The organism is Paracoccus sp. (in: a-proteobacteria) (assembly GCF_030604785.1).
GTDB lineage: Bacteria > Pseudomonadota > Alphaproteobacteria > Rhodobacterales > Rhodobacteraceae > Paracoccus.
This window is the reverse complement of record NZ_JAUVVF010000059.1, coordinates 1-13244: the sequence shown is the minus strand read 5'-3', so window position 1 is coordinate 13244 and position 13244 is coordinate 1. Positions and strand designations below refer to the sequence as shown.

At 67.3% G+C, this 13244-nt stretch carries 14 protein-coding genes; 12 read left to right on the top strand and 2 right to left on the bottom strand.

From position 1 onward, the window contains the following. The 10 genes from QAR72_RS14780 to rarD all read left to right on the top strand — a co-directional run. Positions 1-167: 4Fe-4S dicluster domain-containing protein (locus tag QAR72_RS14780; protein WP_304616769.1), on the top strand; the 167-nt coding region annotated here is incomplete at its 5' end. Positions 168-255: 88 nt separating this feature from the next. Further along, the gene (locus tag QAR72_RS14775) at positions 256-2064 is read left to right on the top strand and encodes a tetratricopeptide repeat protein (RefSeq protein ID WP_304618142.1); all 1809 of its coding nucleotides are present in this window, start codon (positions 256-258) and stop codon (positions 2062-2064) included. Beyond that, a complete protein-coding gene (locus QAR72_RS14770) occupies positions 2061-2897 on the top strand; it encodes a 4-(cytidine 5'-diphospho)-2-C-methyl-D-erythritol kinase (RefSeq protein ID WP_304618141.1) in 837 nt (278 codons plus the stop codon). Before QAR72_RS14775 ends, QAR72_RS14770 begins: the two co-directional genes overlap by 4 nt. Positions 2898-2925: 28 nt before the next feature. Continuing rightward, complete coding sequence (locus QAR72_RS14765; RefSeq protein WP_304618140.1) at positions 2926-3663, top strand: pyridoxine 5'-phosphate synthase; 738 nt, start codon at positions 2926-2928, stop codon at positions 3661-3663. Then, entirely contained in the window at positions 3660-4091 is a 432-nt protein-coding gene (gene acpS / locus QAR72_RS14760; protein ID WP_304618139.1) for a holo-ACP synthase, read from the top strand. Before QAR72_RS14765 ends, acpS begins: the two co-directional genes overlap by 4 nt. 76 nt (positions 4092-4167) lie before the next feature. Further along, positions 4168-4959, top strand: a complete 792-nt coding sequence (gene lepB / locus QAR72_RS14755; RefSeq protein WP_304618138.1) for a signal peptidase I — start codon at positions 4168-4170, stop codon at positions 4957-4959. Further along, positions 4956-5645 carry a ribonuclease III gene (gene rnc / locus QAR72_RS14750; protein ID WP_304618137.1) on the top strand — a complete coding sequence of 230 codons (690 nt, stop codon included), beginning with the start codon at positions 4956-4958 and terminating at the stop codon, positions 5643-5645. The genes lepB and rnc overlap by 4 nt, the downstream gene beginning before the upstream one ends. After that, the gene (gene era / locus QAR72_RS14745) at positions 5642-6559 is read left to right on the top strand and encodes a GTPase Era (protein WP_304618136.1); all 918 of its coding nucleotides are present in this window, start codon (positions 5642-5644) and stop codon (positions 6557-6559) included. The genes rnc and era overlap by 4 nt, the downstream gene beginning before the upstream one ends. Beyond that, positions 6552-6887: a DUF1491 family protein gene (locus tag QAR72_RS14740; RefSeq protein WP_304618135.1), complete on the top strand. Its 336-nt coding sequence runs from the start codon at positions 6552-6554 to the stop codon at positions 6885-6887. The genes era and QAR72_RS14740 overlap by 8 nt, the downstream gene beginning before the upstream one ends. A 39-nt stretch (positions 6888-6926) precedes the next feature. Next, positions 6927-7850 carry an EamA family transporter RarD gene (gene rarD, locus QAR72_RS14735; RefSeq protein ID WP_304618134.1) on the top strand — a complete coding sequence of 308 codons (924 nt, stop codon included), beginning with the start codon at positions 6927-6929 and terminating at the stop codon, positions 7848-7850. Between the two features lie 48 nt (positions 7851-7898). Here the strand turns inward: rarD and QAR72_RS14730 are convergent, their stop codons facing one another. Together QAR72_RS14730 and QAR72_RS14725 are read right to left on the bottom strand one after the other, a co-directional pair. Then, positions 7899-9455 (bottom strand): alanine/glycine:cation symporter family protein, encoded by a 1557-nt coding sequence (locus tag QAR72_RS14730; RefSeq protein ID WP_442953585.1) that lies wholly within the window; start codon positions 9453-9455, stop codon positions 7899-7901. A 23-nt stretch (positions 9456-9478) separates the two neighbouring features. Next, the gene (locus QAR72_RS14725) at positions 9479-9913 is read right to left on the bottom strand and encodes a universal stress protein (RefSeq protein WP_304618133.1); all 435 of its coding nucleotides are present in this window, start codon (positions 9911-9913) and stop codon (positions 9479-9481) included. 363 nt (positions 9914-10276) lie between these two features. Here QAR72_RS14725 and QAR72_RS14720 point away from each other — a divergent pair, with 363 nt between their 5' ends. Both QAR72_RS14720 and QAR72_RS14715 read left to right on the top strand, forming a co-directional pair. Then, complete coding sequence (locus tag QAR72_RS14720) at positions 10277-11833, top strand: 2-isopropylmalate synthase (protein ID WP_304618132.1); 1557 nt, start codon at positions 10277-10279, stop codon at positions 11831-11833. Positions 11834-12050: 217 nt separating this feature from the next. After that, positions 12051-13085, top strand: a complete 1035-nt coding sequence (locus QAR72_RS14715) for a rod shape-determining protein (protein WP_304618131.1) — start codon at positions 12051-12053, stop codon at positions 13083-13085. The last annotated feature ends 159 nt before the right edge of the window (positions 13086-13244 follow it).

The window sequence follows — 13244 nt, the reverse complement described above, 5'->3', positions numbered from 1 at the left end:
GCCCGGCGGGCGTCTACGAGGTGGTCGAGGATGCCGAGGGCCCGCGCTTCGTGATCAATTTCCAGAACTGCGTCCATTGCAAGACCTGCGACATCAAGGATCCCAGCCAGAACATCGTCTGGACCACGCCCCAGGGCGGCGACGGCCCGAACTACCCGAACATGTGATGCAGGAGCGCGGGGACGGGGCGTTGCGGCGGCTTGGGGCCAAGGTTAGGCTGGCCCAAACGCCATTGTGATTTCCGAAGGCCCGCCCGTGACCCAGAGACCTGCCCGCCGCCCGTGGATCGTCGCCGCGCTTCTGGCCCTGCTGGCGGCGCCAGCCCTGGCGGATGATGCGCCCGCCCCCGATGCCGCGCCGATCATGCGCGGGCTGGCCGGGCCCTATCTGGCCGCGCGCATGGCCACGGTCGAGAACGATTTTCTGGCCGCCGCCCGCTACTATGCGCGTGCCTTGGCGCAGGACCCGTCGGACCCCTATCTGCAGGACAGCGCGCTGGTGGCCCTTGCCTCGGCGGGGCAGGTGGACCGCGCGGTTGCCTATGCCGAGACCATGCTGACCGAGAACGGCGGCGGCACCGAATTCGCCACCCTGATGCGCCGCAGCCAGCTGATCCGCGAAGGGGATTGGGACGCGCTGCTGGCCTATCTGGACGAGCGCCACGGCACCGACATGCCGATCTCCGAGGATCTGATGGACGGCACGATCCGGGCTTGGGCGCTGCTGGGTGCCGGTCGCGCCTCGGATTCGCTCGAGGCGTTCCGCCAGATGGCGGCCGAGGAAAGCATCGCGCCGGTGGTGAATTATCACCTGGCGCTGGCCCTGGCGCTGGTCGGGGATTACGAGGGCGCCGATGCGCTTCTGGCCGAGGCCGAGGCCAGCGGGCATCTTCTGGGCCTGACCGCCCGCGCGCAGATCCTGGCGCAGCTGGATCGGCGCGACGAGGCCGTCGCCATGCTGGATTCCCTGCCGGGGCTGGAGGCCGAGCCGCAGCTGATGGCGCTGCGCGCCGCGCTGGTCGCGGACGAGCCGGTGGCCTTCGATGTGGTCGCCGGTCCCGCCGACGGGATCGCGCAGCTTTTCCTGGCCTTTGCCTCGGCGCTGTCGGGCGGGCCGGATCCCGAGCCTCTGTCGCTGATCCATGCGCGGCTGGCCGTCTGGTTGCAGCCCGAAAACACCGAGGCCCGCCTGCTGGTCGCCCAGCTTCTGCAGGAACGTCAGCAATTCGATCTGGCCGAGGATGAATACGAGGCCGTGCGCGCCCGGGGCCAGATCCGCCCCGTGGCGGAGCTGTCGCGCATCGACGCGCTGTCGCGGGGCGGGCGGCGGCCCGATGCGGAAAAGGCGGCTCTGGCGCTGACCGCGGCCTATCCCGATCTGGCGCAGGCCTGGGTCGCGCTTGGCGATGTGCTGCGGATGCAGGAAAAGCACGACATGGCGGTCCCGGCCTATGACAAGGCGCTGTCGCTTCTGGCGGATGCGCCGCCTCAGGCGCGGTGGTTCCCGCTTTATGCGCGCGGCATCGCGCTGGAACGGTCGGGCCGGTTCGAACGCGCCGAAGCCGACCTTTTGGCCGCCATCGAGATCCGCGACGACAATGCCAGCCTGCTGAACTACCTCGGCTATTCGTGGATTGACCGGAATATCGAGCTTGAGCGCGGCCTCGACCTGATCAAGCGCGCGGTCGAATTGTCGCCCGATGACGGCTATATCCTCGATTCACTTGCCTGGGCCTATTTCCGGCTGGGCCGCTACGAAGACGCCGTCGCCCCGATGGAGCGTGCGATCGCCACGATGGCCTCGGACCCGCTGGTGAACGACCATCTGGGCGACATCTACTGGATGGTGGGCCGCGAGCGCGAGGCGCAGATCCAGTGGAAGCGCGCGCTGTCGCTGGAGCCGACCGAAAGCGGCGAGGTCGATCCCGCCCGCATCCGCGACAAGCTGGAACGGGGGCTGGACGCGGTCATGGCCGACGAGGCTGCCCTGGCCGGGGGGCGCACCCCGCCCGATCCGCAAAGCGTCGCCGACACGTCCGAAGCCGCCGCCGAAGCTGCCGAATGACCACGGCGCTGACGCTGGTCGAAGAGGCTCCGGCCAAGCTGAACCTGGCGCTGCATGTCACGGGTAGGCGTGTGGACGGCTACCATCTGCTGGATTCGCTGGTCTGTTTCGCGGCGATGGGCGACCGGATCGAACTGGCGCCCGGCCCGCTGTCGCTGGCGATCGACGGCCCCTTTGCGGGCGGGCTGGCGGTGGCGGACGACAATCTGTGCCTGCGCGCCGCAAGGCTGGCGGGGGCAGAGGTCGCGATCCGGCTGACCAAGAACCTGCCGGTCTCGTCGGGGATCGGGGGCGGGTCGGCGGATGCGGCGGCGGTTCTGCGCGGGCTGGCGCGGATGGGGCATCCGCTGCCCGCGCAACCCGAGGCGCTTGGCGCCGATGTGCCGGTCTGCCTGGCCTCGGATACGGCGCGGATGCAGGGGATCGGCGAGGTCTTGTCGCCGGTGCCGCCCCTGCCGCGTTTCTGGATGGTGCTGGTCAATCCCGGCGTGGCCCTGTCGACCCCGCAGATCTTCGCGGGGCTGGCACGGCGCGACAACCCGGCCCTGCCGCCCTTGCCGCGCCTGCCCGATCTGGCGGCGCTGACCGGCTGGCTGGCGCTGACGCGCAACGATCTGGAACCCCCCGCCATCGCGCGCGCGCCCGTCATCGCCTCGGTTCTTGACGCACTGCGGGCCGAGGGGGCGGCCTTTGCGCGGATGTCGGGATCGGGGGCGACCTGTTTCGGGCTGTTCGACAGCGCAGGGCAGGCGCAGGCGGCGGCTGCGTCACTTGCGCGCCACGGCTGGTGGTCGGTCGCGACCGAACTGGCATCCCCTGCCGCGCGCCGCTAATGTGCCGCCGAACCCTGAGGAGGACGACATGCTGCGCCTTGGCGTGAACATCGACCACGTCGCCACGATCCGGAACGCGCGGGGCACGCCCTGGCCCGACCCCCTGCGGGCCGCGCTGCTGGCGCAATCGGCGGGCGCCGACGGCATCACCGCCCATCTGCGCGAGGATCGCCGCCATATCAGCGACGCCGATATCGACGCCCTGATGGAGGCGCTGACCCTGCCCCTGAACTTCGAGATGGCCGCCACCGCCGAGATGCAGGCCATCGCCCTGCGCCACCGCCCGCACGCCGTCTGCATCGTCCCCGAACGCCGCGAGGAACGCACGACCGAGGGCGGTCTGGACGTTGCCGGAAATGAGGCGATGCTGGCCGATTTCATCGCGCCCCTGCGCGAGGCGGGCTGCCGCGTGTCGCTGTTCATCGGCCACCAGCCCGCCCAGATCGAGGCCTCGGCCCGCATCGGCTCGGCCGTGGTCGAATTGCATACCGGCGCCTATTGCGATCTGGACACCGAGGGTCGCCATGCTGAACGCGACGCCGAACTGGCCGCCCTGCGCGAGGGGGCGCGTCTGGCCCACAGCCTGGGGCTGGAGGTCCATGCCGGCCACGGCCTGACCTATGACACGGTGGGCCCCATCGCCGCGATCCCGGAACTGGCGGAACTGAACATCGGGCATTTCCTGATCTCGGAATCGGTGTTTCTGGGCCTCGACGGCGCGATCCGCGAGATGCGCGCCCGGATGGATGCGGCCCGCGCGGCATGATCCTGGGCATCGGGACGGATCTGGCCAATATCGACCGTATCCAGAACACGCTGGACCGGTTCGGAGACCGGTTCCGCAACCGCGTCTTCACCGAACGCGAACTGTCGCGCGCCTCGTCCCGCGCGCATGAGGCTGCGACCTTGGCCAAGCGTTGGGCCGCGAAAGAGGCCTGTTCCAAGGCGCTTGGCACCGGCTTGGCCATGGGTATCTCCTGGCGCGACATGGCGGTGTCGAACCTGCGGACCGGGCAGCCGGTGATGGAACTGACCGGATGGGCCGCCGAGCGCTTGGCCGAGATGACGCCCCAGGGCCACCGCGCCATCGTCCACGTCACCCTGACCGACGACCACCCCTGGGCGCAGGCCTTCGTGGTGATCGAGGCCCGCCCGGACCCCCTGGAACAGCGGCAGCAACCCGGCCCTGCTTGACTCTGGCCCCTTCGCGGGACCATGAACACCCCCACGCGGCCCGGCGCCGCCCGGCATCACGAAGGAAGCAGAACGAATGGCAAGCAAGGCAGGCGCCAAGAAGGAAGGCATCTGGGAGACGGTCAAGACCATCTTCTGGGCGCTGGTGATCGCGGGCATCTTCCGCACGCTGTTCTTCCAGCCCTTCTGGATCCCCTCGGGCAGCATGAAGGACACGTTGCTGATCGGCGACTTCCTGTTCGTCAACAAGATGGCCTACGGCTATTCCGCGCATTCCTGCCCCTTCTCGATGTGCCCGATCACCGGCCGCATCCTGGAGCGCGCGCCTGAACGCGGCGATGTCGCGGTGTTCCGTCACCCCACCCGCGACGTCGATTTCATCAAGCGCGTGATCGGCCTGCCCGGCGACACGGTGCAGATGCGCGGCGGCCGGCTGTGGCTGAACGGCGAGCCCGTGCCCACCACCCCGGCCGGCCAGTTCGTCGAGGTCAAGGAACAGCAGGGGCCGCAGGGCCTGATCCCGCGCTGCGTCAACGACCCCGTGGGTCAGGGCGGGCAATGCATCAAGGAGCGCTATACCGAAACGCTGCCCGGCGGGCGCAGCCATTCGATCCTGAACATCACCGATGGCTGGGTCGCCGATGACACGCCGACCTTCACCGTGCCCGAAGGCCAGTATTTCTTCATGGGCGACAACCGCGACAATTCCGAGGATTCGCGCTTCCCGGCCGAGATCGGCGGGCTGGGCTTCGTCCCGGCGGAATTCCTGATCGGGCGCGCCGACCGGATCATGTTCTCGTCGGCAGGCCGGTCGCTGCTGTTCTTCTGGACCTGGCGTTCGGACCGCTTCTTCAAGGCGGTCGAGTGACGCCTTCCGCCGAAATCCGGGCCTTCATGGCCCGGCTGGGCCATGAATTCGCCCGGCCCGAATTGCTGCTGCGCGCGCTGACCCATGGCTCGATCGCCAGCGCCACACGGCCCGACAACCAGCGGCTGGAATTTCTGGGCGACCGGGTTCTGGGGCTGGTGATCGCGGACGCGCTCTATCATTCGGACCGCAAGGCCAGCGAGGGGCAGCTTGCGCCGCGCTACAACGCTCTGGTGCGCGGCGAGACCTGCGCCGACATCGCCCGCCAGATCGGTCTGGGCGAGGTGCTGAAGCTCGGCCGCTCCGAGATGCTGTCCGGCGGCCGCCGCAAGGAGGCGCTGCTGGCCGACGCGATGGAGGCGGTTCTGGCCGCGATCTATTTGGATGCCGGGCTTGATGCGGCGCGGCGGATCATCCTGACGCTCTGGGCGGATCGGCTGGACAGCGTGGCCGATGATGCCCGCGACGCCAAGACCGCGCTTCAGGAATGGGCGCAGGCACAGGGGATGCCGCCGCCCCTTTACGAACAGACCGAACGCAGCGGACCGGACCATGCGCCGGTCTTCCTGATCACCGTGCGCCTTGCCGACGGACGCGAGGCGCAGGCCCGCGGCGCGGGCACGAAACGCAGCATCGAACAGGCCGCCGCCCGCGCCCTGCTTGACCGGCTGGAGACACCGACATGACCGACACCACCACCCGCGCGGGCTTCGTCGCCCTGATCGGCGAACCCAATGCCGGGAAATCCACGCTGCTGAACCTGATGGTCGGGGCCAAGGTCTCGATCGTGACGCACAAGGTCCAGACGACGCGCGCCCGCATCCGCGGCATCGCCGTCCACGAGGCCAGCCAGATCGTCTTCGTGGATACGCCCGGCATCTTTCGCCCCCGCCGCAGGCTGGACCGCAGCATGGTCGCCGCCGCATGGGGCGGGGCGTCCGACGCCGATCTGGTCCTGCTGCTGATCGAGGCGCATCGCGGCCTGACCGAAGGCACGCAGGCGATCATCGACCAGCTCAAGGAACTGGGCCAGAACGTCCCCGTCGCGCTGGTCATCAACAAGATCGACCGCGTCAAGGCCGAGGTGCTGCTGGCCCTGTCGCAGAAGATGAACGAGGCCTATCCCTTCGTTCAGACCTTCATGATCTCGGCCGAAAAGGGCTATGGCTGCGCCGATCTGCGCGACTGGCTGGCCGGGGCGCTGCCCGAGGGGCCGTGGCTCTATCCCGAGGACCAGATCGCCGACCTGCCCATGCGGATGATCGCCGCCGAGATCACGCGCGAAAAGCTGACCCTGCGCCTGCATGAGGAGATCCCCTATCAGCTGACCGTCGAGACCGAGGCCTGGGAAGAGAAATCCGATGGCAGCGCGCGGGTCGAGCAGGTCGTCTATGTCGCCCGCCAGGGCCACAAGGGCATCGTGCTGGGCAAGGGCGGCGAGACGATCAAGGCCGTGGGTCAGGCCGCGCGCGGCGAGCTTGAGGAATTCATGGGCCGCCGGGTCCATCTGTTCCTTCAGGTCCGCGTCCGCGAGAACTGGCTGAACGAGGCCGAGCGCTATGACGAGATGGGCCTGAACTTCAAGGACGGCGATGGCTGAGGCCCGGCTTGCGGCGGGTCTGTGGGTTTCGGCCTATCTGGCGCGTCTGGGGCTGGCCAGCATCCCCGCCTATGTGACCGCGCGCGGCGATGACGTCGCGGGCGCGGTGGTGGTCAAATGCGCCCATCTGGACGGGCAGGCGACGCTCTGGTCGCGCGAATGGGATTTCGAGACCGATGCCCGCCCCTGGATCGCTGCCCAGACCGGCCCCGAACGCGAGATCGACGCCACCATCGCCCGCCAGCGCGCCCGCGACCCCGACCTGTGGGTGATCGAGATCGAGAGCCGCGAGGGCCGCACCCTTCTGGGGGATGAGGGGCTGGGCTGACCTCTGGCGCGTGCCGATCTTGCAGCTTATGCAATCCGCATGAGCGCACCCGATACCGATTCGCCCCGTGGCCTCGCCTATGCCGTTTCGGCCTATGTGCTGTGGGGCTTCCTGCCGCTTTACATGAAGCTGCTGGAACATGTCCCCCCGGCCGAGATCATCGCCCACCGCATCCTGTGGTCGCTGCCCATCGCGGGGGGTGTGCTGCTGTGGCAGCGCCGGCAGGGCGATCTGCTGGCGGCCCTGCGGCAGCCTCGTCTCTTGGCGATGGCGGCGCTGACGGCGGCGCTGATTTCGGTCAACTGGCTGATCTATGTCTGGGCCATCGTGAACGATCACGCGCTGGACGCCGCGCTCGGCTATTACATCAACCCGCTGTTCAGCATCTTTCTGGGCGCGACCCTGCTGAAGGAGAAGCTGTCGCGGGCGCAGATGGCGGCGGTGGCGCTGGCGGGGGCTGCGGTCCTGGTGCTGACGGTGCAGGCGGGCAGCCTGCCCATCGTGGCGATCGCGCTGATGCTGACTTGGGCGGCCTATGCGCTGTGCAAGAAGCAGCTGCCGCTTGGTCCCAATCAGGGCTTCACGCTGGAGGTGCTGCTGCTGCTGCCCTTCGCCGCCGGGTTCCTGATCTGGCTGTCTGCGACGGGGCAGGGGCATTTCGGCGCCCTCGACTGGCAGACCGCGCTCCTGCTGGGGGCGGGGCCGGCCACGGCGATCCCGCTGCTGTTCTACGCCAACGGTGCCAAGCTCACGCGGCTTTCGACCATCGGCATCCTGCAATACATCTCGCCGACGATGATCTTTCTCTGCGCGGTGCTGGTCTTCGGCGAGGTGCTGGACCCGGCGCGGATGATCGCCTTTCCGATGATCTGGGCGGCGCTGGCGATCTATTCGGCCTCGCTGATCCAGCAGGCCGGGGCGCGGCGGCGCGACCGGCGCAACGCCACGAAGCGGATGCAATAAGGGCGGACGCCTGCGCGCCCGCCCCCGTTGTCACGGCGCGATGGCCGGTCAGTTGTATTTGCGGATCTCGCCCGATTTCAGGCGCGCCAGATAGCTGTTCATCTCGGCCTTGACGATCGGCATCAGCACATAGAGCGCCAGGATGTTGACCACCGCCATTGCGAAGATCGCCGCATCCGAGAAGTCGATCACCGCGCCCAGGCTGGACGCCGCGCCGATGATCACGAAGAAGCAGAACAGCAGCTTGAAGATCAGCTCTTTCGTCTGGCCTTCGCCGAACAGGAAGGTCCAGGCCTTGAGGCCGTAATAGCTCCACGAGATCATCGTCGAGAAGGCGAACAGCACCACCGCCAGGACAAGGATGTAGCGGAACCAGCTGAAGGCGCTGCTGAACGCATCCGATGTCAGCGCGACGCCGGAATTGCCGGTGACGGTCTGGATCTGCGTTCCGGCCTCGTTCAGCACGAAGAGGCCCGTGGTCGGGTCGCTGACCAGCTGGCCGGTGATGATGATGACCAGCGCGGTCATCGTGCAGATGATGACCGTGTCGATGAAGGGTTCCAGCAGCGAGACGAAGCCCTCGGTCGTGGGCTCCTTGGTGCGCACCGCGCTGTGCGCGATGGCTGCCGAACCCACGCCCGCCTCGTTCGAGAAGGCCGCGCGGCGGAAGCCTTGGATCAGCGCCCCGATCATGCCGCCGACCACGCCGTCATTCGTGAAGGCGCCGACAAAGATCTGGCGGAACGCCTCGCCGATCATGTCGTAGTTCATGCCGATGATGATCAGCGCCGTGCCGACATAGATCGCCGCCATGAAGGGAACCACTTTTTCGGTGACGCGGGCGATGGATTTCAGGCCGCCGACGATCACCAGGAACACGATCACCGCCATCACGACGCCGGTGATCCAGCCCGGATAGGCGCCCACGACATTGGTGATCTGGGCATGGGCCTGATTGGCCTGGAACATGTTGCCGCCGCCGAAGCTGCCCAGGATGCAGAAGATCGCGAACAGCACGGCCATGATCTTGCCGCCGGGAATGCCGCGTTCCTTGAAGCCCTTGACCATGTAATACATCGGCCCGCCCGAGACCGTGCCGTCGGCATATTCGTTGCGGTATTTCACGCCGAGCGTGCATTCGGTGAACTTGGACGCCATGCCCAGCAGCCCCGCCAGGATCATCCAGAAGGTCGCGCCCGGACCGCCGATGCTGATGGCCACCGCGACGCCCGCGATGTTGCCCAGACCCACCGTCCCCGACAGGGCCGTGGTCAGGGCCTGAAAGTGGCTGACCTCGCCCGCGTCATTGGGGTTCGAATAATCGCCCCGCACCAGATGGATCGAGTGGCGGAAGGCGCGGAACTGGATGAACCCGAAATAGAGCGTGAAGACCGTGGCCCCCACGACCAGCCATGCCACGATCCAGGGAAAGCTGGTCCCCGGAAAGTTCGAGAAGATGATGTTCACGAACCAGGTCGTGGTGGCGGCGAAGAAGCCGTCGATGGCGGTGTCCAGCCCTTGGGCGCGTGCCGGCAGCGTGGCCAGCATCAGGGCCAGGGCGGCCGCAGGCAGGCTGCGCGCCATGGTTGTTGCGTGTCGTGTCATTCTTTTTCTCCCTGTCCCGTCGGTCACGGCACGATGACCACCGGCACGGGCGAAGCCTGTGCCAGCGTCGCCGCGACCGAGCCGAAGATGCGCGCTGCAAAGCCCGAATGCCCCATGCGACCGATGATCAGCATGGCGGCGTCCTCGTCCTTGGCGATGCGCGCCATTGTTTCGGCGATGTGCCCATAGCGCAGCACGGTGGCGACCGGAATCCCCGCCTGTTCGACCTCGGCCACGACGGGGGCCAGGATCGCGGTTTCGGCGCGCTGCAATTCCTCGCTGCGGCGGCGGTGGCGTTCCTCGACCTCGCTCGGGGTCAGGAAGCTGTAGGGCGACCATTCCAGCACATGCGCGATCACGATGCTGTTGCCCTCGGCCCTTGCGCGGGCCATTGCGAAGTCCAGCGCGCGTCGCGCCGTCTCGCTGCCGTCATAGCCGACGACGATCTTGCGTGTCATGTGTCCCTCATCTGTTGGTTCTTGTCCTCGGGTCCATAGCCGAAAGGATAGGCACGCCACGGCGGACGGAGCCAGAAAAAAGGTCACGGCGCCGTGAATTGGGCGCGTCGGTCCCGGCCATGGCGACGGGCCGGGTCATTTTTTGTCTTTTCAAGCGCGCGACGGGACGTCATATTTCGCGCCATGACTCGGATGCGCCATATCGCCTCGGCCCCTGCGGCACCCAAGGGTGCGCGATTCGCCGTGCGACTCCGGGGTCTGCTGCTTCTTACGCTGCGCTGAGCGGGTCCGCCGGGCCGCCGCTCAGTCAGGTCCTGGCCCGGTATCTCCGACAGACAGAACCGACCCGCCAAAGGCAGCACAATGACCCAACAGAACCGCGTCCTCATCTTCGACACCACCCTGCGTGATGGCGAGCAGTCGCCCGGCGCCACCATGTCCCATGCCGAAAAGCTGGAAATCGCCCAGATGCTGGACGAGATGGGCGTCGACATCATCGAGGCGGGCTTTCCCATCGCATCCGAGGGTGACTTTGCCGCCGTGTCCGAGATCGCGAAACAGGCGCAGAACGCCCAGATCTGCGGTCTGGCCCGCGCGCAATTCCCCGATATCGACCGCTGCTGGGAGGCCGTGAAACATGCGCGCCGCCCGCGCATTCACACCTTCATCGGCACGTCGCCGCTGCACCGCGCGATCCCCAATCTGGACATGGACCAGATGGCCGAGCGCATCCACGCGACCGTGACCCATGCGCGCAACCTGTGCGACAACGTGCAATGGTCGCCCATGGACGCCACGCGGACCGAGCATGATTACCTGTGCCGCGTGGTCGAGATCGCCATCAAGGCGGGCGCCACGACGATCAACATCCCCGACACGGTGGGCTATACCGCGCCCCGCGAAAGCGCCGACCTGATCCGCATGCTGCTGGAGCGCGTGCCGGGCGCGGACGAGATCATCTTTGCCACCCATTGCCACAACGATCTGGGCATGGCGACCGCCAATGCCCTGGCCGCCGTCGAGGCGGGTGCGCGCCAGATCGAATGCACGATCAACGGTCTGGGCGAACGGGCCGGCAACACCGCGCTGGAAGAGGTCGTGATGGCCATGCGCGTGCGTCATGACATCATGCCCTATGACACGGGCATCGACACCACGAAGATCATCGGCATCTCGCGCCGCGTGGCCGCCGTCTCGGGCTTTCCGGTGCAATACAACAAGGCCATCGTGGGCAAGAACGCCTTTCTGCACGAAAGCGGCATCCATCAGGACGGCGTGCTGAAGAACGTCGAGACCTTCGAGATCATGCGCCCCGCCGATATCGGCCTGAACGAGACCAACATCGCGATGGGCAAGCATTCGGGCCGCGCCGCCCTGCGCGCCAAGCTGCGCGATCTGGGCTACGAGGTCGGGGACAACCAGCTCAAGGACATCTTCGTGCGGTTCAAGGCCCTCGCCGACCGCAAGAAAGAGGTCTATGACGAGGATATCGTCGCGCTGATGCAGGACAGCGCCGCCAATACCGGCGACGATCACATCCAGGTCAAGCATCTGCGCGTGATCTGCGGCAGCGACGGTCAATCCGCCGACCTGACCCTGATCGTGGATGGCGAGGAACGCAGCGTCCATGCGACGGGCGACGGGCCGGTCGATGCCTGCTTCAACGCGGTCAAGCAGATCTTCCCGCATCAGGCACGGCTGAAGCTGTATCAGGTCCATGCCGTCACCGAAGGCACCGACGCGCAGGCCACCGTCAGCGTCCGCATGGAGGAGGACGGCCGGATCGTGAACGGGCAAGCCGCCGATACGGACACGATCCTCGCCTCGGTCAAGGCCTATGTGGGGGCGCTGAACCACTTGATCATGCGCCGCGCGCAGGCCGGGACAGACGGCAAGCAGATCAGCATGTATTCGCACTGACCGACGGGCGGGGGCGTCCTGCCCCTGCCGCCTCGATCCAGGCCACCCGCCGCGCAAGATCGCGCCATCGCGTCAGCCATGCTCCATCAGGGCTTTTCCCAAGCGGGCTTGGCCTCTATACGGGGCCACGCCGCCACAGGCGATTCAGGGCGACGGCCCTGGCGGAAACCATTCAGACAGGCAGGCCGGGCCAACCGGCGCGAAAAGGATACGGGGCATGGCATTCGGCGGGCTGTTTTCGACCGACATCGCAATCGACCTGGGAACGGCGAACACGCTGGTCTATGTCAAGGGCAAGGGGATCATCCTGAACGAGCCTTCTGTCGTGGCCTACCACGTCAAGGACGGCAAGCGGCAGGTCCTGGCGGTGGGCGAGGACGCCAAGCTGATGCTGGGCCGCACGCCGGGCAGCATCGAGGCCATCCGCCCGATGCGCGAGGGTGTCATCGCCGATTTCGACAGCGCCGAGCAGATGATCAAGCACTTCATCAAGAAGGTGTTCAAGCGCACGACCTTCTCGAAGCCCAAGATCATCGTCTGCGTGCCCCATGGCGCGACACCCGTTGAAAAGCGCGCGATCCGCCAGTCGGTCCTGTCGGCCGGCGCGCGCAAGGCGGGCCTGATCGCAGAGCCCATCGCCGCCGCCATCGGCGCGGGCATGCCGATCACCGAACCCACCGGCAGCATGGTCGTCGATATCGGCGGCGGCACGACCGAAGTCGCGGTCCTGTCGCTTGGCGACGTGGTCTATGCGCGTTCGGTCCGCATCGGCGGCGACCGGATGGACGAGGCGATCATCAACTATCTGCGCCGCAACCAGAACATGCTGATCGGCGAATCCACCGCCGAGCGGATCAAGACCTCGATCGGCACCGCGCGCATGCCCGATGACGGGCGCGGCGCCACGCTGATGGTGCGCGGCCGCGACCTGCTGAACGGCATCCCCAAGGAGATCGAGATCAGCCAGGCCATGGTCGCCGAGGCCCTGACCGAGCCGGTCCAGGCCATCTGCGAGGCCGTGATGGTCGCGCTGGAAGCCACGCCCCCGGATCTGGCCGCTGACATCGTGGATCGCGGCGTGATGCTGACCGGCGGCGGCGCCATGCTGGGCGAGCTGGATCTGGCGCTGCGCGAGCAGACCGGCCTGTCGATCAGCCTGGCGGACCAGCCGATGAGCTGCGTTGCGCTTGGCACCGGCAAGGCGCTGGAGTTTGAAAAGCAGCTGCGCCACGTCATCGACTTCGACAGCTGACCGCCCGTTCCGGGGCAGGGCCATGGCGCATAAGGGACCAGATTACGCAACCCCCGTCCGGCGCATCCTGATCGCCGTGCTGGCGCTTGCGCTTCTGGTCCTGTTCCTGTTCTGGCGCATCGACAGCCCCCGCGCCGAACAGATGCGGGTCGCCATGAT

Bases quoted from the DNA above. Each gene is read 5' to 3' on its own strand.
- QAR72_RS14740 (WP_304618135.1), top strand. From the start codon at position 6,552: ATGGCTGAGGCCCGGCTTGCGGCGGGTCTGTGGGTTTCGGCCTATCTG.
- QAR72_RS14715 (WP_304618131.1), top strand. From the start codon at position 12,051: ATGGCATTCGGCGGGCTGTTTTCGACCGACATCGCAATCGACCTGGGA.
- QAR72_RS14770 (WP_304618141.1), top strand. From the start codon at position 2,061: ATGACCACGGCGCTGACGCTGGTCGAAGAGGCTCCGGCCAAGCTGAAC.
- lepB (WP_304618138.1), top strand. From the start codon at position 4,168: ATGGCAAGCAAGGCAGGCGCCAAGAAGGAAGGCATCTGGGAGACGGTC.
- era (WP_304618136.1), top strand. From the start codon at position 5,642: ATGACCGACACCACCACCCGCGCGGGCTTCGTCGCCCTGATCGGCGAA.
- QAR72_RS14725 (WP_304618133.1), bottom strand. From the start codon at position 9,913: ATGACACGCAAGATCGTCGTCGGCTATGACGGCAGCGAGACGGCGCGA.
- acpS (WP_304618139.1), top strand. From the start codon at position 3,660: ATGATCCTGGGCATCGGGACGGATCTGGCCAATATCGACCGTATCCAG.
- rarD (WP_304618134.1), top strand. From the start codon at position 6,927: ATGAGCGCACCCGATACCGATTCGCCCCGTGGCCTCGCCTATGCCGTT.
- QAR72_RS14730 (WP_442953585.1), bottom strand. From the start codon at position 9,455: ATGACACGACACGCAACAACCATGGCGCGCAGCCTGCCTGCGGCCGCC.
- QAR72_RS14720 (WP_304618132.1), top strand. From the start codon at position 10,277: ATGACCCAACAGAACCGCGTCCTCATCTTCGACACCACCCTGCGTGAT.
- QAR72_RS14765 (WP_304618140.1), top strand. From the start codon at position 2,926: ATGCTGCGCCTTGGCGTGAACATCGACCACGTCGCCACGATCCGGAAC.